Genomic DNA, 18,427 nt, shown 5'->3' with positions numbered 1-18,427 from the left:
AGTATCGCCGCGGCGATCATTCAGCACTGCTTTCCGGTGAGAGATTGAGGCCGCGTTATCACCCTGCCCACCCCCGGCGGTGTGCCACACAGCGGCGATTCTCGTGTGCCGGACCAGCGGCATCGGAACGCCGCCCGCGCGGCGGGACTCTCAACGGTCGCCGCGAAGCGAACCTCCGAGCTGCTCGCGACCGCATTCACAGTCGACCAAGCAGCAACCAAGCAGCAACCAAGCTTGGCATTACGACCCGACGTATCCGTCACCGACTTGCCGATCGGACGCTTCTGTCGATGAAAGTCAGAAACCGGCACCTACTGCCCTCGTTCCAGTTTACCGTCGACGGCGAACTCTCTGGTTGGGCGCAGATGGCGCCAGCGTTCCCGACGACGGCGCCACCGACCTCGGTGGCATGGTTCATGCGGACTCCTCATCCAGATCTATCGTTGGACGGTCGAGCGGTGTCGCCGGTCAGTTGGTTGGCGGCAGGCAAAGACCCCGGTCGGGTCGTGGACATGATCACTACCGCGTTCGAGTTCCACGCGTCGTGACTGCATGGGCGGCCTATAAGAAGATCACTCTGAACGAGTCAGAGTGATCTTCTTACGTACTGGGTGCTCAGTTACCGGTTCTCGGAGCCTCCGGTACCTCCGCCCCAGAGTGACGGATCGGCGATGTTGCCGCGGTCCTTGTCGATACCTGCCTCGAGGTACTCGGCGAACGTCTCGTGACGCTCGACGAAGCCTGATGTGATCACGAAGATCGGGCCAGGGGGTCGGGCCGGTTCATCATGTGGCGTACAGAGCATGTAGATGTCGCCGCCAAGCCCATCGGTGCCGCCGACGGGTATCACTTCTTCCCAATCGGTGATCTCCGGTGGATACGTAAGGCCAGCAATCCCGATGCCCCACGAGTGTTCACGCAAGGCTATGGCCTCCGCCCACGGCATACGGAACATCGGTTGCGTCGGGTCGGGTGCCTCGATCAGAATCTCGCCACCGAGCTCATCGGCCGAGAAGAGGTTCCAAAACCCCTGCTGTTGACGCCACCCACTCGCGATACTCAGGAACTCGCGGTACCCGGAATCGATGCGGTACCCAATTCGATTCTCGGCCGCACGGATCGATCCCTCAGATGCAGGCGCTCCTACAACTGTCGGAGGGTACAGACCGAGACTCACAAGTTGGTTGTGACATTCGACCTGCGCGTCGATGAGTGCGTGCCAGTCGGTCATCTAGTATGAACCTCCGTCTGGGGATGAGGATGGCATGCAAGTTCCATGCGCTCAGTTTTCTGGAACGAATATGGGTCAATCCGAATAGATCGGCGACAGCGCTTCGTCAGAGCAACTACAGAGAAATGTCCCTTCGCCATCCGATGGGGAGCCTCCACACATGTATGTCAACACCCACTTCACCTTGGTATGAATCCGCATATTCTTGCGCAAACTCCTCGGCGCCGGACAGATTGTCGAAAACCTTCTCGATTGTAGGGCCACCCCATATCCGGTCAGGCGCGTCTTGCCCGAACTCATCGGAGATCACTAGAAATAGAGAATCGCCCGCTTTTGGCGTATCTCCGTCACCGTATATCGGCTGAGTTTCGGTCCAGCACTGGACGCGGTTCGACTCGACCTGATTGGCAATCTCAAGCTCGGTCTCTCGGTCTAGCGCGAGCCCTACGATAGCCTCCGTATACGGGTTGTCGTCGAGTCGGGCTACGAGAATTTTTGCACTATTCACAGGAGGCTCCAGTTCTCATATTTCACAGTGCTCTCTAAAAACTGAGGTTGCGGTTGTTGCGTAATACTTTTCGCCGTTCGTGTCTATCATTTCTCCCGCCACGGTTCCTACGAAGGCTGTGTCGACGGTTCCTGCGCAGATGAACTCGACCTTCTTGTCCTGTAAGGAACTCTGGTTAGTGTTTCCACTGACCTGAGGATTGTCCCATCTCAAATTTACGTTCAACCACCATGCGTAGTACTTGTATCGAATGCGACTGGTTTGGGTGATTCTGAGGACTCTGTGCTCGCATTTGGTTTGCGGCTTGAATCCAACAAGTCGAGGATCGTTATCCTTGGTTCTAGTGCGCACATGAAGGGAGTGTGGGTAAAGCGTGCAAGGACCATACTTTACCTGGCCGATTGGTTCGCCCGCAGCCCTTTTTCGGGCGATCTCATCAATGAGACGTCGAGCTTCATCGACACTGCGGGCCGCCACGTACCGGATAGGTTCCATCGGCGGCAGGCTATCCGAGTGGACACGGTCGCCATCGCTTCCGATCGGAGGCTGGCCGGTGCCTGGATGCTGAATGTCGCGACGAGTCGTCGGCGCGCTTATCGTAGGTCCGGAACTGTCTGGTGCGGCGGCGGGCGCAGCAGGAGTAGTGCCTGTGGGCGCTTCTGGCGTGGTGGTCGTCGGCTGTACGGTCGGCGGTGGTCCGTCGTTGTTGCTTCCGCACTTGTAGGGCACGGGTGGTTTGGGTGCGTCGCTGGGCTTCTTTCCTGGGTGTGATGCTGCCCAGGAGTTCTTCCATGCGTTGTTGTAGGCGGTGGTCTCGCGTTTGCAGCGTTCGGCCGGGGTTTCGGCGGAGGCCGGTGCGAGTGAGATCGCGAGTAGGACTGCTGCTGCGAGTGCAGTGAGCGCGATCAGGCCCGCCAGGAGCGTTCCCCGGTCGTGCCGTTCGCGGCCGCGGGAGTGGTTCGTTGTCATGGTGTCGTGCCGGGTCAGATGCGGCTGGTGGGGCCGTGGTCGTAGTAGACGTAGACGCCGGTGTCGGTGGTGACGCTGATTTTGGCGTAGGGGCGGACGCTGATGGGTCCGAGGGCGTTGGTGGTGTTGAGTTCGATGCCGGACAGGACGATGTCGGCAGTCGGCTGAGTTAGGGCGATCTCAGCGAGGGTGACGGTGGTGATCTTGCCCGCTCCGACCTCGAACTCGAGATCCGCGGACGGGATCACGGTCGCCTCAGCACCGAGCTCGGCGCCGATCTCGCCGATCTTGCCGCCACCACCGGAACCCGAGATGGTGACCTCGGGTGCGATCTTGGCGTTCACTCCGCCGGTCAGCTTCAACTCGGGAGTATGCGCGGTGACCTTCACGCCGTTGGGCGCGACGGAGACGGGGTAGCCGATCTGGTAACCGACCTCCACCGTGGCCCGAACGGTCTTGCCGTCGATGTTGCGGACGGCCGCGTGCACGTCCGAGGAGAGCAGTGCTTCGCCGGAGAACGGTGAGGAGTCCAGCGCGGGGATTTTCTTCGCACGGAGCTTGGATGCGGTGAGGGTGATGTCGACACCTTCACGTGTGTGATGGGTCCGGGCATCGGCAGGTCCGGCGAGCAAACTTGAGGCCAACGCGAACGCGGCGATGATGGCAAGGACGAGTGGTGTCGCGATACGACGCAACATAGGTGACCCCCAAAGTCGGAACAGGCCAATCGGCCTGTGTAACAACCGCGTTCGAATCGGCGATACTCACTTCAGATCCGGTGTGCGGTGGAAGCGTTGTGCTTCCGCAGGTGATTCCACGCCTCGGGCAACCCGTAGGCAAACACTCGTCGAGAATGCTCGGCAAACGGCCAGTTCAGGCTATGTTTCCATTTGTCCGGTCCGGACACGGACTGCGGTCCACATAAAAGATGGACACCAGAACACGCACTGAAAGTGGCCAAGACGCGACTGCTTCCGGCTCTCATGCTTGCCGCCACCAACGGCGCGTTCGAACAGTCGTGGTTTCAATCCGCCGCGGCCGGCACCCGGGGTAGTAATCGTGAGGCGTGTCTGGCGAATGCCGCAGTGGCGATGGACGTAGCCCCGTCTGGCGCATAGCCAGCTTCCTCTTCGCAGCATCACGAGCATGTTGCGTGAAATAGGACCACGATTGAGGTAGTGTTTTACGCAACTACCTAGAGGGGTTCCATGATGGCGCTAGTGAACGCACAGCCAAACGGCCAGGACGACGAGCGGCGGTTGATAGCGATGGGGCTCTCCACTGAGCTGATACACAACGGACTTCGGCGCGGTGTTGTGCGGGCTGCGAACCGCAGCTCATACGCGCTGAAGACCGCCCCAGGGACCGACATCTACCAGGACGGTATGGAGGATTTCACTGAGCTTCTCACCGCCGACGGATGGCGTGCTGTCGATATCGAGGGTCAGCCGAGGCTCCTGCATCCGGCAGGATTGCTCGCGTTCACGATCTCGTCGGGGATCAATGTCGGGAAGCCTGAGCTCCACTGCCGGCTGCGTACTCGGCGAAAAGGTAAGACCACAAAGGGCTCTCTCGCGCCGCGACCGCAGCACCCGGTCTTGTTCGGAGACCCTGTCGACACGGCGGGGCCGGTCGAGGAGTCAGCTTCAGCACCGTTCTATTTTCTTCTGTGCGAGCGGGCAGGCCTTGATGGCGGTGTCTACATAGAACTCGCCCGTCCGGCCGGCATGACCGACGGAGGCTGCGTTAACGCTTGGAGTGATCGGATTCGCGTCGGCTTCTTCCCGTTGGAAGGTGACTTGTCGGTGTTCGATCAGCCTGGCGATGACGGTCCGGACGGATTCGACGTGCCGGTCGAACCTCGATGACCGCCTGCTGTCAGCGGCGGTAGCTCATGTTCAATCCAAGTCGCCTACGTCTAGCTCGCCTTCGTCTCGGTTACACACTTACCGAGTTGGCCAAAGTCAGTGGTGTCTCGTCGCGAGCCCTCACAGATTTCGAGAACGGGCACCGGCCGCCCGCGGAGGATACGCTGATCAAGCTTGCCGACGCGTTAGCCGTACCGGCCGCCTTTCTTGAGCGGGAGTCTATCGAGCCCGTGGCAACCGGTGCGGCCAGTTTCCGCAAGCTGAGCAAGACCAGCGCGATTCGACGTGACGCTGTCCTCGCGAAGGCTTCGCTTGCGCTTGAGTTCTTCGACACGATTGAGGAGCGTTTTCGCCTTCCGGACGCTGATATCCCCACGTTCGACAAGCTAGCTCCGGAACACGCAGCTGGACTGGTACGGCATCGATGGAGTCTAGGAGACCGGCCGATCTCCAATATGGTGCATCTGTTGGAGGCGAAGGGTGTGCGAGTTGCGTCGCTCAGTCACTCGTACGATGACATCGATGCCTTCTGCTTCTACCGCGACGGTTCCCCCTACGTCTTCCTGAACACCGAGAAGACTGGCGAGCGACAACGCTTCGATGCCGCACATGAGCTGGGGCACCTCGTCCTCCACAGCGAGCTAGAAATGGATCCAAGCACGTCAAAGGAGCGAGAGGCAGAAGCGAACGCCTTCGCGTCCAGCTTCCTCATGCCGAAGACTGCTGTTGAAAGCCAACAAATGCGGGCGGCCAACATCGAACGGGTTTTGGCGGCTCGCTCGTACTGGAAGGTTTCCGCCATGGCCATGACCCATCGCCTGCACGAGCTTCATCTCCTAACCGACTGGCAGTACCGCTCGGCTTGCATTACGTTGTCTGAACGAGGATTCCGGCGGTCAGAGCCGGGCGGCATCGTCCCAGAGACGTCGCAGCTTCTCCGCAAGGTGATGTTCGGCGAGGGAGCCAGAATCACCGCGAGGGAAGCGGCAAGGATCCTTGATCTATCGCCCGCCGAGGTCCGAGAGTACGTACGCCACCTGGTACCTGTGAGCGCGTAACGGTCGATTCGTCGCTGCGATCTTCGGCGCGCCTCGGGAGACTCTCACTGGGCGTGAACCTCATCCGTGGGTGTCATGTACTTCAACAAGGAGATCCTGCTAACGAGTGCTGCTTGTCGGACTGAAGTGAGTTACGGCGAACTGCGAGCATGACGGCATGCGGAAGCATCCCATCGACGAAACACTGCCATTTCGTCCAATGCCTAGGAGCGTGTCGCGCGCGATTAGGGTTGAGTGCGGCGTCCGCTCCGGAGCGCGGCACTATCTCGACCGGCCAGTCTAGAATCGAGTAACAGAGTTCACCAGAGCATCTACTTGGCGGCGAAGGCCGTGTTTAGACGAGGCATGGTTGTGGCGACATACATGGCCGGGCACCGCGCGAAAGGGTGTGCCACAGCGAAGAATCCGGTGTGCCGAACTTGCGTTAACTCTGTATGTAAATGCTGGTCAGGTGCTTTTCCAAACATGCCCAAGTCAGGAACGACCCCGCGCACACGGTGCGCGGGGTCGTTCGTTTCCGCCGAGAACGGCGTCTGGAGAGTTCGTTCGCTCGTGTGAACGGGTGCCCCGGCGGGCATCATGAATGTGTGATCGCTTCGCCCAATGACGTGCCCGTTGTGCTTCTGCACGGCTGGCCGGTGACCCAAGCGCATTGGCGGTATCTGCTGCCCGCCCTGGACGATGCGGGGTTCGCGCCGATCCCGGTGACTCTTCCCGGTCTCGGCGAGGCTCCGGGCGACGTGGGGAGCTTCCGGAAACATGACCTCGCGGCATGGGTGGGTGATCGCCTCGGGGAGCTCGAACGGTTCGCGGTGGTCGGACACGACTGGGGTGCGACGGTTGCCGTGCACCTGGTCGCCGCGATGCCCGATGTCGTGACTGCTGTCGTCGTCGAAGAGGAGACGTTGCCCGGCGTCGACGTGGCCGTGCCGGAGCCCGGCGCGGGGCACTATCCGTCGTGGCACGGGCCGTTCAATCGCGTTCCGGGGCTCGCCGAGCAACTCGTCCCTGAGCGGGAGGACGCCTACTACGGGTCCTTCCTGCGCGAGAGCGCAGGACCGGCGGGGCTGGACCCCGACGTGCTGCGCTCGTACATCGACGCCTATCGGGCGGACGGCGTGCTGGAAGCCGGCCTCGGCTACTACCGGACACGGGCAGAGGACGTCGCCGACGTCGCACGGCTGATGCGTGAACCGATCGGTACTCCGGTCCTGGCGATCGGCGGTCGGTACGCGATGGGATCCGCTGTCGCCGAGGGCATGCGGGAGGTCGCATCGGACGTCAGCGGCGTCGTCGTGGAACGGTCGGGACACTATCCCGCCGAACAGGAGCCGGAGGGTGCCGCGCGCGAGATCATCTCCTTCCTCCGCCGACAGTCCGCCGACAGATGGTCGAGCGTGAGCGGCTGATATCGCGATCGTTCGTCGTCTGTCCGACGGAAAGAGCGACGTCGACACGCGACATCGGTCAGACGGTCCCGATCGAGGCGACGGCGTCCGCCATCTCCGACGGGGTCTCCCGCGCGCCGCGTCGCAACCATTCGAAGAGCACGTTGAAGTAGCCGCCCGCATTGAAGGCGAGGGCGTACTCGATGTGTGGGACGTGCGCATACTTCGGGCTTGCGCTGCGGTGGAACACCTCGGCGATGTGCTCGTTGAACTTCTGCAGGATCAGCCCGGACATTCCACAGGTCACAAGGGTGCGCAGGAAGTCTGCGTGGTCGGTCCAGAAGGTGAAGAACACGAGTGCGACGTCGCGGGTCTGGGCGAGGTCGGCGTCGCGGAGCCGTGTGACGTAGTCGTCGACCAGGCGACGACATCGCAGCGCGACCAGCTCCTCCTTCGACTGCACGTTCCGGTAGTACGTGCGACGCGAGAGCTGGGCGCGCTCGGCGATGTCGGTCACGGTGATGTCGCCATACGGCTTCTCCCGCATGAGGTGGAAGAGGGCCTCACTCAGCCATTCTCGGGAGCGGTCGGCCGTCGCATTGGCCCCGAGGCGCCTGCCTGAACCGTCCACGGTGTCCCACTCTCCGTCGTCGTGTAGCACTTCCGGCCGATTGATTGACCGATGCGTGCGCTGCTCGTCACACTTCCCAACAGTGTCACACATGTGCCACTTTGTTGCCACGAGGAGACCGGCATGACGATCGACCCCATTCAGCCCATGAGTGCCCTGTACCGCCTGTTCGCCGGGCGCACCGACGCGTCACGGTCCGTCGAGGGCAACGCCGGAACCATGGGTCTCGGCGAGAAACTGTGGTGGGCCCACAAGTTCTTCGTCGGCGCCGTGGAACATGCCGAGCCGGGTAAGGGGATCGAGGAACATTTCGCCGCACAGGACCTCTCATTCGGGCGGCCCGCGGGTTTCGTCCCGGTCGCCACGGCCAGACTCTCGTCCGCGGGCGACATCCTGACCTCCGAACACCTCCGTCCCGACACGACGGCCCACATCTGGGACGAGGTCGGCGACTTCCTGTTCGGCGCCGATCTGGCCGTCGCGAACTTGGAGACGCCGGTGGCGCCGTCGCGTCCGGTCGGGGCGCCACCCAAGAGCATCCTGTCCGCGCCGCCCCTCAACAGCTCCCGTGAGGTCCTGGAGATCTTCGCGGGCGGCGACCGGTTCGGCTTCTTCTCGACGGCGAACAATCACGCCCTCGATCAGGGGCCGGACGGCGTCCGCGAGACGCTCGACGTCCTCGACGAGATGGGAGTCGGTCATGTCGGAACCGCCCGCACATACGCCGAACGCGACGCGATCCCGGTGGTCGACGTCGAGGGCGTGCGAGTCGCATTCGTCTCGTACACGTTCTCCGTCAACGGGCGACAGGTGCCGGCGGGCGAGGAGCACCTCGTCAACTACCTGCGGCTGAACATGCCGGACGTCGACCTCTCGATGATCGAACGTCACGTGCAGATCGCCAGGGACGACCTGCGCGCGGACGTCGTCGTCGCATGTCTGCACTGGAGTCTCGAGTTCGAGTCGTACCCGGTCCGAACGGTGATCACGAACGCGCACCGCATCGCGGAGCTCGGCGTGGACGTGATCCTCGGAAACCACCCGCACGTCGTCCAGCCGATCGAGAGGCATTCGTACGTCGACGGTTCGGGCGTGGAGCGGGACGCGCTGATCGTCTACGCGCACGGCGACCTGGCGTCGTATCTGGACGCCGTGCCGAACTCGAAGGTCGGCAATCTCGTGAGGTTCTCGCTGCACAAGGGGACCGTCGCGGGACGGGAGACCACGGTGATAGCCGACGTCTCATGCCTTCCGATTCTGCGGCGCGCGAGGTTCGACCGGGACGGCACGTGCACGGACTTCCGGATTCACGACCTGTCCGCGTTCCTACGGCGTCATGAGCAGCAGGGCGACCTCGACAGCGCCGACCTCGCCGAGGTGCGCAGGCTCGCCGATCTCACCTCGTCCCTGCTGCCGTGACCGCCGGACGACCGGTGCCTCCATTCCATCTCCGATCCGAGAGACCACACATCCATGTCTGACACCACCGCTACCTCGACCGGCCGTCGCGACTCGACGTCGTGGCATTCCCGTCGGCTGCCGCGACTGATTCTCGCCCTTCTCGTCGTCACCCCGCTGGCGCTGTCCGCCCTGTTCATGTGGGTCGCGTGGGACCCGACCGACACCCTGGACGAGATGCCCGTGGCACTCGTGAACGAGGACCACGCCGTACATCACGCGGGCACCGTCCTCGACGCGGGCGGTCGACTCGCCGAGACTCTCGTGAAGTCCCATGCGATGAAGTTCGAGGAGGTGTCGAGAGCCGACGCGATGCGAGGACTCGCCGAAGGCGACTACTACTTCGCGATCACCATCCCCTCCGACTTCAGTGCCACGCTGGCCTCGATCGGCGACACCGCGACGGCGCCGGCTCTGATCGACGTCGTCTACAACGACAGGAACACGCTCCTCGCGTCGAGCATCGGCGGCCGCGCGATGGCGTCGATCACCGCTGCGGCGGTGAAGAGCATCTCCGCGTCGACGGTCGGAACCACGGTGAAGGGACTCGCGACGCTCGGCGGCGGAATCGAGAAGGCCGCGGACGGCTCCACCGAGCTCCACACCGGAACCAGTGCTCTGGCCGACGGGACTCGATCGTTGGCGAAAGGTTTGACCGACAAGCTCGCACCGGGCGCCCACACGGCCGCCGCCGGAGGCAGGCGACTCGCCGACGGCACAGCCCGACTCGCCGACGGCCTCGCATCACTGCAGTCGGGAACACAGACGTTGGGCGACGGCGCGACCCGACTTGCCGACGGTCTGGAACAGCTCACCGGTCCGTTGAGCACCGCCGAACTCACTCGGTTGCTCGGTTCTCTCGAACGGATCGTCGGACCGTCCGACCGTGCCGCCGTCAAGCGGCTCGAGGATCTCGTCGCCGGCATCGGTGCGCTCGCGCCGGGCAGTCGCGAACTCGCTCGCCAGCTGACGTCTTCCGACGCCGACTATCGGTCGGGGGTAGACGAACTCGTCGCCGGTTCCGCACGGCTCGACGACGGCGTCACCCGCCTCGGCTCTGGACTGACGGAGCTCGCCGAAGGCGTGGACACGGCGGCCGCCGGTGCTGTGAAACTCCACGACGGGGCTGCGCGGTTGGACGACGGTGCCGGGCGACTCGCTTCCGGCCTGCGGGACGGGTCGCGATCGCTGCCCGACTTGGGGGATTCGGTACGTCAGCAGAGTCTCGCGTCGCTGCTCAGCACGCCCGTCGCGAGTACCAAGACGAACCCGGAACCCGCCCACGGGTTCGGACCAGGATCAGTTCCGCTGCTCTTGACGGTCCTCAGCGCCCTGGTCCCGTTGATCGTGTCCCTCTGCCTTCGTCCACTGCGAGCGACCGTCGCGGACACTCGTTCGGTCGGCGTCCGGGCCTGGCTTCGACGGCTGTTCGCGTCCGCGCTGATCAGCCTCGCGGTGGTGGCGGCGATCGGAACTGCCGTGTGGACTCTCGTGTCGCCCGCGCCGTCCCCGGAATCGCCCGCGGCCGTCATGCTGATCGTCGCGGCGGCGACGGTGATGAACTCGGTGGTGGTCGGCGTGCTCTTCGCCGTCGCGGGCTACGTCGCGGGAGCGGTCGCCTCGGCGGCGGCGATCATGGTGCAGCTGTTCTCGTTCGGCGGCGTGTGGATGATCGAGACCGTTCCGGCGCCGTTCCGTCTGCTGAACCCGATCTCGCCGATGACGTACGTCCGCGACGGGCTCATCGCGGCCTTCAACGGGGTGAACGGTGTCGGCTCGTCGCTTGCCGCTATCACGGCGGTCACCGCGCTCCTCGTCGTGGCGGCGCTGATCGCCGTGCGCCCGACGAGCGATGCGTTTCGATCGTCGGGGGAGGCCGTCTCTCCGGGATAGGCCGCCTCAGCACCGACTGTGCCGTAGATCGTGACCACATGGTGGTCACGATCTACGGCACGGGCGGCGTCTGCGGTCAGTGGGAGCTGATCAGTTCGCGCAGCGACTGCCAGCGGGACGGCGAGGTCCGCCGCAGGACGACGGCCCTGGCGAGGGCGGCGAGGGCGAGCGCTGGAATCGTCCCGATGAGTACGACGGCCAGCGCGGTGTCGCCGCCCGCCAGCGTGCCGAAATTGACGACGGCGACCCACGTGAGCGCCGCGAAGGCGAGGGTCGCGCCGACGGCCGTCACGTAGGCGAGGGGCCGTGCGGCGCGACGTCGAACGAGGAATGCCACCACGGCCGCCGTCGTCACCGTGAGCAGGACGAAGAATCCGAGCGCCGACACGCCGTTGGCCCAGTTCACGATGTCGATGATCGGATCGAGCCCGGCGATCAACGCGACCGCGAGGGTGGCGACGGAGACGATCGACATCACGAGCGACGAGAACGACGGCGCCTGATGGCGCGGGTGCACGGCCGACATGCGCGTGGGCAGGAGCCCCGCGCGTCCCAGAGTGTGCATGTAGCGCGCCAGGACGTTGTGGAACGACAGCGCGGTGGCGAACAGCGCCGATACCAACAGCACCTGGATGACGTCGGCCAGGGTCTGTGCGACGTAGGTCGCCGCATTGCCGAGCAGGACCGCGGATCCCTGTGACCCGGCTTCGGCGAGTCCGTCCGGCGTGTAGCCCATCGACTGCGCCCAGGCCGACCCCGCGTACAGCAGGCCGATGAACACGACGGCGATGTACGTCGCGCGGGGGACCGTGCGGTCGGGGTCGCGGGCCTCGTCGCGGAACACGGTGGTCGCCTCGAAGCCGATGAAGCTCATCGCGCAGAACATCGCCGCGACCGCGAAACCCGAACCGTCGGGGAACATCGACGACGGTGTGAAGCCCTCGAAGTGCAGACCCGATGCGCCGCCGTGGACCACGACGGCAGTGTTCACGATCAGGATCAACGCCACCTCGACGGTGAGCGTCACCGACAGGACCTTCGTGGTCAGATCGATCCGCCGGTAGCCGAGCGTGCCGACGATCGCCATTGAGGCGAGGGCGTACACCCACCAGTCGACGTCCGGTCCGCCGAGGGTGACGACGACGCCGTTCACCTGCACGCCGAGGTACGCGTAGACCATGAACATGACGGCGTAGTACACGAGCCACGCGAGCGCGGCCGTCGCCACACCGGCCATCGGGCCGAAGCCCTTGCCGACGAACGAGAAGAACGCACCCGCATTGCGGACCGACGGCGACATGACGCCGAGGCAGTACGCGAACCCGAGCATCAGGATCGTCATCATCAGGTACGTGCCCGCGACGCCGTAACCGTTGCCGCCCGCCATCGCGAACGCCGCGGCGCCTCCCATCACGCCGAGCGGCGACGCGGTCGCGATGACCATCGCGGCTATGTGGAAGACGCCGAGGTCGCCCTGCAGGCGACCGCTCCCGGTCGCCGCGTCCGTGGTCGAGTCGGTGTGGAGCACTGTGTCCGTCATCGGCGGACCTCCTTGGATCAAATCAAAGTCAGTCGTATGACTGAGATTGCAAGAGTAGGCCCAGTGAGAGCCTGATCACAAGGGCTGTCGCCGATCGATTCGTCAGACGGTCCGCGTGGACGAGGCACATGCAGCCCGGAAGGCGTTGGGGCTCAGGACTTTCGGATGCCTCCACTCATGTGGGAAAGGCATCGGCCTCCGGCTCGGGCCGGGAGGCGAAAACCACGAACGCCGCACATCCCGAGGGATGTGCGGCGTTCGACGTCTGCTGCGGGTCTACGTCAGTGCACGCGGCGGGCGACGAAGTTCGCCGCGTTGTCGGTCATGCCGTTGACCGAGTACTGACCGTGGACGGTGTTGGGCTGGCTGATCGGTCCGCCGTCGCAGATGTTGTCTCCGGGGATGCAGTAGTCGCGGAGGAGCGCACGGTACCGGGCGCCCACGCGCATCGGCGGGACGTGGGCCTCGTAGAACCAGCGGTCGGCCGGTGCGCCGAACAGGATGACCCCGGCGACGTGGCGCGACACCGAGCCGGGCAGGGGAGCGGGCACCTCGCGCACGACCGGGGCGACGCTGCTCAGCTGATCGCTGACCGCGTAGGTGACGACGGCAGCGCCCTGCGAGTAGCCGCCGAGCACGATCCTGGTGGACGGGCAGTTCGACGCGAGCCACCGCATCTGACCCTGAGCGTCGCGCACCCCTTCGGCGACGGTCTTCAAGAAGTCGACGCCTTCGGCGAAGGCTCCGCTGGCCTGGTACCGCACGGGGGCCACGCGCACGTCCTTGCCGGGGAAGCGGTTCTGCAGCGAGCGGTACAGGGCCAGGCCGGTGGTCCCGACGGGGGCGTCCGCTTCCTGGGTGCCCCGGGCGAAGACGAGTTGGACGTCGGCACAGTCCGCGGCGGTGGCCGTGCCGCTGCCGAGCGGGACGGTGAGCCCGGCGATAGCCAGCGCGGCAGCCAGGACGATGAGCAGGCGTTTGGTCATGACTGAAGATCATAAATGGAGGGGCCGACAAAAGCTCGTCGGTTGGTCCGGTCGCATGACGTGGAGCGTCGCGCGGCCCGCGGTGCACGAACTGTCCGACGTCTCGTCGTGCGACGCGGGACATGTCTGGAATGGGACGTGTTCCACGTGGAACACGAGTAGCGTCCGATCGTATGACACGACGACTCTGCCTCCTTCTCGTGGTGATCGCGACGGTCATCGCAGGTCTAATCCCGATCTCGCCCGCGCGGGCGGCCGGGAACGCGCCGGGGACGGTGATCTCGGTGACGCAGCGTCCGGCAGGCTGGCGTGATCTGGCTGATGGCGGACGCGCGGTCACGTACTGGACGCAGGACTCCCGAGGCCGACCGGTCCAGGCGTCGGGCGCCCTGATGCTTCCGTCCGGCACCGCCCCGGCAGGCGGCTGGCCGGTGGTCGCGTACACCCACGGAACCTCGGGATACGGTCCGGGCTGCGGAGGGCAGAGCTTCGCCGACGCGTCACCGGACAAGTTCGTGTCGCGCCTGATCGACCGCGGATATGCCGTCGTCGCGTCCGACTACGTGGGACTCGGGCCGATGGACGTCGGCGTCCACCCCTACCTCGACAACCGCAGCGAGGCGTCGGCCACGATAGATCTGCTCAACGCATCCCGCTCGATCGAGCCCAGACTCGCGAACCGCTGGGGAGTCGCCGGGGGTTCGCAGGGTGGTCAGGCCGCACTCGCGACCGCGCATCGTCAACGCACGTACGGTCCTCGGTCCGACTTCCGCGGGACCGTCGCCGTCGACCCGGAGTCGGACGTCGAGAAGATCATGCCGCTGCTCGGCCCGTACATCCCGCCGGTACCGTCGCCGCTCGACGACTCGTACGGCTTCCTGCTCGGGATCCTCGCGGGTCTGCGGCAGGCCGATCCGAGCGTGAACGTCGACTCGTACCTCACCCCGTACGGGCGCCGCCTCGTGGACCAGGTCGGTGTGACGTGCCGCAGCCCGATCCTGCCGAAGGGCCTCGCCTTCGGGCGACTGCTGTCGCGGCCGCTCGGCACGCCCGCGATGACGGCGGCGCTGAATCGGTACATGGCCGTCGCCGTCAACGGATACGACGCCCCGATCCTGCTGATCCTCAACACCCTCGACACCACCGTCCCGTCGCCGCTGCACGCGTCGCTCGTCGCACAGTTCGCCGCGAACCGCGTGAACTTCTCGACATCGGTGGGGAACGGCTCGCACACCCAGCTCGACGCCGCTCAGTGGGCGGCGTTCGACCGCTTCTTCGCGACGCGGCTCAAGCGCTGAGCGACTCGACAGCCAACGCCAACGCCAAACGGATCCGCGGATCGTCGAGGTCGACGTCGAGGAGCGCGACGATCGCCGCCCGACGGTTGCGCAGCGTGTTGGGGTGGATTCCGAGGCGAGCCGCGGCGCGCGTCGGCTCGGCCGGGTACGCGAGGATCTCGCGCAGCGTCCCGACGTAGTCGCTGGAATGGTCGACGTCGTGCGCTCGGAGCGCGTCGATCGGTCCGGGCGAGGCTCCGCTCATCGACGCCACGGCACGCGCGATTACCAGTTCGTGCCACACGTCGTCCGAGGTCACGGGCGTGCGAACCGATCCGGCCCGGGCCAGCGCGAGGACGTCGAGCGCGTCGGCCCGCGAGCGCGGAAGGTCGGCCGCGGTGGACGCCTGTCGGCCGGCGGCGAGCAGCGCGTCCATCTGGTCCGCCAGCGATGCGGCCGCCTCGCACAGCCACAGCCAGCTGCCGGGCAGACGTCCGACGGCGGAGGCGAGGGTCACGGGGACGCCGTCGACGTCGGTCAGCAACGGCTGCGACCAGCCGAGGCGACGCAACGTCAGCTCCCACAGTTCCAGCCGGAAGTCGGTGTCGGTGGACGCATTGCCGAGCGCGACCACCCGCCACGGCCCGGCTGGGAGTCGGTCGGCCGTCTCGTCACCGGTGATCAGCACCGACCGGAGTCGTTCGATGGTCACCCGGCGGGCGGCGCCGAACACCGCACGGAGCCGGAGCAGGTGCAGGGCGATGACCGACGCCGTGCGGACCAACTCGGCCAGCTGGTCGTCGGAGAGCACACCGGGGTCGACCACCCAGACCGAGCCGAGGAACTCGCGACCCGCCCGGACCGGGACGACGAGGCGTTCGAGGACGTCGTCGCCCGCGGCCACTCGGAACGGCTCGGTCGCGGCCATCAGCTTCCGGAACACCCCGCGTGAGCGGAAGTGTCTCACCACGGGCTCGGGGACGCGCCGTCCGACGATCGTCGAGATCCGCACCGGATCGGCGGTGTCCTGCAGGGCGGAGTACGCCAGCACGCGGGAGAACGCGTCCTCGATCGTGACGGGCGCCGACACGATCGCCGCGGCGGCGTCGGCGAACTCGAACAGCTCGCCGTAGTCGACCGGGTGATGGGCGATCGCGTCCGACGATCCGGCCGACTGGTCGAGGATGCTCCGCACCAGCCACACGAAGTGCGTCCACGACACCATCGGCTGCAGCTCGAGCACCGTCACATCCCGCTGGGTCGCCGTGTCCGCGATCGCCTCGGCGAACGGCGCGCGCAGTACCACCGCGCAGGCGCCCGTGGCCCGCGCCGATTCGAGCACGAGCAGGGCGGAGTGCTCGTCGCGGACCCCGTTTCCCAGGAGCAGGGCTCCCGCGTGCTGCGCCGGGGCGTCGCCGTCGGCGAGCAGGACGTCGGACACCGCGGGTCTGCCGCTGCGTACGACCCGTCGGACGAGGCTCTCGCCGAGCGAGTCGGTGAGCGTGTCGAGATCGATCACTGTGCTCTCACCACACTTGCGACGGTAGCTGATTGTGCGATCGGCATCGTGACTTCACTCACGTTCGATCGGACACTGTGATGGCACGGGCCGCGACGAAAGGACTCCCGCAATGAACACCACAGGTCGGACGCGACGGATCGCCGTCGTCGGTGCGGGCATGGTCGGACTCTCCACTGCCTGGTTCCTCCAGGAGCGCGGGGTGGACGTGACGGTGCTCGAACGCAAGGACGTCGCCGCGGGCTCGTCGTGGGGCAACGCGGGCTGGCTCACCCCCGGCATCAGCACCCCGCTGCCCGAACCCGCCGTCCTCAAGTACGGACTGCGCGCGGTGCTCAGCCCGTCGTCGCCGGTGTACGTGCCGCCGACGGCCAATCCCCGCCTCATCCGCTTCCTCGCATCGTTCGCCCGGCACAGCACGGCGTCCCGATGGAACAAGGCGATGGACGCGCTGGTCCCGATGAACCGGACCGCGCTGCCCGCATTCGACGCCCTCGCCGACGGCGGTGTGCGCGTCACGACGCGGGCGGCGGACGACTTCCTGGCCGCGTACCGCACGGAGACCGACAGGGAGGTGCTGCTCGAGGAACTGCGTCACATCGAGGCAGCGGGCCAGGACATCGGCTTCGAGCTGATAGACGGCGACCGGGCCCGTCAGATCTCGCCCGCGCTGTCGGACGAGGTGCGGTGCGCGATCCGCCTGGAGGGCCAGCGGTTCATCGATCCCGGCGCGTTCGTCGACAGCCTCGCCGCGTCGTTCCGTGAGCGCGGCGGACGGATCCGTGAGGGGGTCAGGGTCGACGACGTCGCGCCGGACGCGGACGGCGTCGTCGTGACCGGCACCGACGGGACGGAACGGTTCGATGACGTCGTCCTGGCGACCGGGGCCTGGATCAGCCGTCACGCACGCGAGTTCGGCGTCCGCGTCCCGGTCCAGGCCGGCCGCGGCTACAGCTTCAGCGTGCCGATCGACGATCTCCCGGACAGTCCCGTGTACTTCCCGGCACAACGGGTGGCGTGCACTCCGCTCGGCGACCGTCTGCGGGTGGCCGGAATGATGGAGTTCCGCGATCCCGACGCGGCGCTCGACGAGCGTCGTGTCGCGGCGATCGTCGACGCCGCCCGTCCGCTGCTGCGCGGCGTCGACCTGGACGACCGCAAGGACGAATGGGTCGGATCACGCCCCTGCACGCCCGATGGCCTGCCCGTCATCGGTACGACCTTCGCTCCGCGCGTGCACGTGGCGGGCGGTCACGGCATGTGGGGCATCACGCTCGGCCCGGCGACCGGGCGGCTCCTGGCCGAGGCGATCGTGACCGGCCGGACACCGTCCGAGCTGGCTCCGTTCGACCCGGTCCGATGATCTGTCAGACGAGGATCCACACGTAGGCGATGACGCCCAGGATGAGCGCCAGCAGCCACAGGTAGCCGACGACGATCGCGGCGGTCGCCAGCGGCCGGCCGACCGTGCCGTCGCGGTCGATCTGATTGCGAGAGTAGTAGCCCAGTCCGAGGCCGAACGGGAAGGTGATGCCCAGTCCGGACAGGATGAGCGCGATGATCGACAGGTAGTTGATCTCGCTGGAACGGTCGGTCGACGGGCTCACGGGGCTCTTCTTGACGGTGGCGGCCTGCCGTGGCGCGGGGGCCGCGGGCCGGGCGGGGATCGGTGCGGCGACGGGCGGTTCGGTGCGTCCCCGCTCGGGAACGGCCGAGTACGCGAGCGAATTCGCGGCCTTGGCGGGCGCGGCCTGCTGGGCCGGTCGCGGCGGCGGTCCCTGCGGTGCGGGATTCGGGCGGACCGGGGCCCCGGCCTGCGGCGCGGGGCGCGACATCCCGGGCTGTGCCGGACGCGGCTGATTCGGGTTCGACGGCATCGGGCCGCGGCGCGGATCGTCAGTGGTCACGAGAACAAATTACCTTCCGGCCGAGGTCGAGGGAGGATCGACGAGGTCCTCGACTCGCGGGACGGTCGGCGACACCGGCGGATGCTCGGTGCGCGACCGCCGTGCGACGACGACGATCCCCGTCACGAGCAGGGTCAGCGCGGAGCCGACGACGATGAGGAGTTTGTTGCCCATCCCTCCAGGTTGCCAGGTGA

Annotated in this window: 16 protein-coding genes; 7 read left to right on the top strand and 9 right to left on the bottom strand. The window is 66.0% G+C overall.

Features of this window, described 5'->3' with window-relative positions:
• Positions 1-619: 619 nt before the first annotated feature.
• The 3 genes from GYB83_RS05185 to GYB83_RS05175 form a co-directional block, all read right to left on the bottom strand.
• Entirely contained in the window at positions 620-1,231 is a 612-nt protein-coding gene (locus GYB83_RS05185; RefSeq protein WP_008381364.1) for an SMI1/KNR4 family protein, read from the bottom strand.
• A gap of 523 nt (positions 1,232-1,754) precedes the next feature.
• Positions 1,755-2,708, bottom strand: coding sequence for a hypothetical protein (locus GYB83_RS05180; RefSeq protein WP_157436185.1), 954 nt, complete (start codon positions 2,706-2,708; stop codon positions 1,755-1,757).
• A 14-nt stretch (positions 2,709-2,722) separates the two neighbouring features.
• Positions 2,723-3,406, bottom strand: coding sequence for an MspA family porin (locus GYB83_RS05175; RefSeq protein ID WP_075051902.1), 684 nt, complete (start codon positions 3,404-3,406; stop codon positions 2,723-2,725).
• Positions 3,407-3,928: 522 nt separating this feature from the next.
• Here GYB83_RS05175 and GYB83_RS05170 point away from each other — a divergent pair.
• The 3 genes from GYB83_RS05170 (at position 3,929) to GYB83_RS05160 (ending at position 7,043) form a co-directional block, all read left to right on the top strand.
• On the top strand, positions 3,929-4,576 hold the full coding sequence (locus tag GYB83_RS05170; protein ID WP_161894468.1) for a hypothetical protein: 648 nt from the start codon (positions 3,929-3,931) through the stop codon (positions 4,574-4,576).
• 26 nt (positions 4,577-4,602) lie between these two features.
• A complete protein-coding gene (locus GYB83_RS05165) occupies positions 4,603-5,634 on the top strand; it encodes an ImmA/IrrE family metallo-endopeptidase (protein WP_008381353.1) in 1,032 nt (343 codons plus the stop codon).
• Between the two features lie 587 nt (positions 5,635-6,221).
• Entirely contained in the window at positions 6,222-7,043 is an 822-nt protein-coding gene (locus tag GYB83_RS05160; RefSeq protein WP_228461177.1) for an alpha/beta fold hydrolase, read from the top strand.
• 58 nt (positions 7,044-7,101) lie between these two features.
• Here GYB83_RS05160 and GYB83_RS05155 read toward each other — a convergent pair whose 3' ends face one another.
• Positions 7,102-7,653 carry a TetR/AcrR family transcriptional regulator gene (locus GYB83_RS05155; protein WP_161894466.1) on the bottom strand — a complete coding sequence of 184 codons (552 nt, stop codon included), beginning with the start codon at positions 7,651-7,653 and terminating at the stop codon, positions 7,102-7,104.
• A 123-nt stretch (positions 7,654-7,776) separates the two neighbouring features.
• On the opposite strand from GYB83_RS05155, the gene GYB83_RS05150 reads away from it, so the two are divergent.
• Positions 7,777-9,072 carry a CapA family protein gene (locus tag GYB83_RS05150; RefSeq protein ID WP_161894465.1) on the top strand — a complete coding sequence of 432 codons (1,296 nt, stop codon included), beginning with the start codon at positions 7,777-7,779 and terminating at the stop codon, positions 9,070-9,072.
• Positions 9,073-9,126: 54 nt separating this feature from the next.
• Positions 9,127-11,004 (top strand): YhgE/Pip family protein, encoded by a 1,878-nt coding sequence (locus GYB83_RS05145; RefSeq protein WP_161894464.1) that lies wholly within the window; start codon positions 9,127-9,129, stop codon positions 11,002-11,004.
• 76 nt (positions 11,005-11,080) lie between these two features.
• On the opposite strand, the gene GYB83_RS05140 is transcribed toward GYB83_RS05145, so the two are convergent.
• Positions 11,081-12,544, bottom strand: coding sequence for an APC family permease (locus tag GYB83_RS05140; protein ID WP_161894463.1), 1,464 nt, complete (start codon positions 12,542-12,544; stop codon positions 11,081-11,083).
• Positions 12,545-12,825: 281 nt separating this feature from the next.
• On the bottom strand, positions 12,826-13,530 hold the full coding sequence (locus tag GYB83_RS05135; RefSeq protein WP_161894462.1) for a cutinase family protein: 705 nt from the start codon (positions 13,528-13,530) through the stop codon (positions 12,826-12,828).
• Between the two features lie 173 nt (positions 13,531-13,703).
• Between GYB83_RS05135 and GYB83_RS05130 the strand changes: the two genes are divergently transcribed.
• Complete coding sequence (locus GYB83_RS05130; RefSeq protein WP_161894461.1) at positions 13,704-14,828, top strand: alpha/beta hydrolase family protein; 1,125 nt, start codon at positions 13,704-13,706, stop codon at positions 14,826-14,828.
• On the opposite strand, the gene GYB83_RS05125 is transcribed toward GYB83_RS05130, so the two are convergent.
• Complete coding sequence (locus tag GYB83_RS05125; protein WP_161894460.1) at positions 14,818-16,326, bottom strand: PucR family transcriptional regulator; 1,509 nt, start codon at positions 16,324-16,326, stop codon at positions 14,818-14,820. The genes GYB83_RS05130 and GYB83_RS05125 overlap by 11 nt on opposite strands.
• A gap of 112 nt (positions 16,327-16,438) precedes the next feature.
• Here GYB83_RS05125 and GYB83_RS05120 point away from each other — a divergent pair, with 112 nt between their 5' ends.
• Positions 16,439-17,689, top strand: coding sequence for an NAD(P)/FAD-dependent oxidoreductase (locus GYB83_RS05120; RefSeq protein ID WP_161894459.1), 1,251 nt, complete (start codon positions 16,439-16,441; stop codon positions 17,687-17,689).
• 4 nt (positions 17,690-17,693) lie between these two features.
• Here the strand turns inward: GYB83_RS05120 and GYB83_RS05115 are convergent, their stop codons facing one another.
• A complete protein-coding gene (locus GYB83_RS05115; protein ID WP_228461175.1) occupies positions 17,694-18,233 on the bottom strand; it encodes a DUF4190 domain-containing protein in 540 nt (179 codons plus the stop codon).
• 9 nt (positions 18,234-18,242) lie between these two features.
• On the bottom strand, positions 18,243-18,407 hold the full coding sequence (locus GYB83_RS23335) for a hypothetical protein (protein ID WP_186349714.1): 165 nt from the start codon (positions 18,405-18,407) through the stop codon (positions 18,243-18,245).
• Positions 18,408-18,427: the final 20 nt, after the last annotated feature.

The sequence above is a fragment of the Gordonia spumicola genome, assembly GCF_009932475.1.
Taxonomy (GTDB): domain Bacteria; phylum Actinomycetota; class Actinomycetes; order Mycobacteriales; family Mycobacteriaceae; genus Gordonia; species Gordonia spumicola.
The sequence above is the reverse complement of the archived record's forward strand: the minus strand, read 5'-3'. Positions and strand labels throughout refer to the sequence as shown.

Coding starts and splice junctions, on each gene's coding strand:
- GYB83_RS05165 (WP_008381353.1), top strand. CDS start 4,603: ATGTTCAATCCAAGTCGCCTACGTCTAGCTCGCCTTCGTCTCGGTTAC.
- GYB83_RS05180 (WP_157436185.1), bottom strand. CDS start 2,708: ATGACAACGAACCACTCCCGCGGCCGCGAACGGCACGACCGGGGAACG.
- GYB83_RS05135 (WP_161894462.1), bottom strand. CDS start 13,530: ATGACCAAACGCCTGCTCATCGTCCTGGCTGCCGCGCTGGCTATCGCC.
- GYB83_RS05130 (WP_161894461.1), top strand. CDS start 13,704: ATGACACGACGACTCTGCCTCCTTCTCGTGGTGATCGCGACGGTCATC.
- GYB83_RS05120 (WP_161894459.1), top strand. CDS start 16,439: ATGAACACCACAGGTCGGACGCGACGGATCGCCGTCGTCGGTGCGGGC.
- GYB83_RS05175 (WP_075051902.1), bottom strand. CDS start 3,406: ATGTTGCGTCGTATCGCGACACCACTCGTCCTTGCCATCATCGCCGCG.
- GYB83_RS05150 (WP_161894465.1), top strand. CDS start 7,777: ATGACGATCGACCCCATTCAGCCCATGAGTGCCCTGTACCGCCTGTTC.
- GYB83_RS23335 (WP_186349714.1), bottom strand. CDS start 18,407: ATGGGCAACAAACTCCTCATCGTCGTCGGCTCCGCGCTGACCCTGCTC.
- GYB83_RS05185 (WP_008381364.1), bottom strand. CDS start 1,231: ATGACCGACTGGCACGCACTCATCGACGCGCAGGTCGAATGTCACAAC.
- GYB83_RS05145 (WP_161894464.1), top strand. CDS start 9,127: ATGTCTGACACCACCGCTACCTCGACCGGCCGTCGCGACTCGACGTCG.
- GYB83_RS05140 (WP_161894463.1), bottom strand. CDS start 12,544: ATGACGGACACAGTGCTCCACACCGACTCGACCACGGACGCGGCGACC.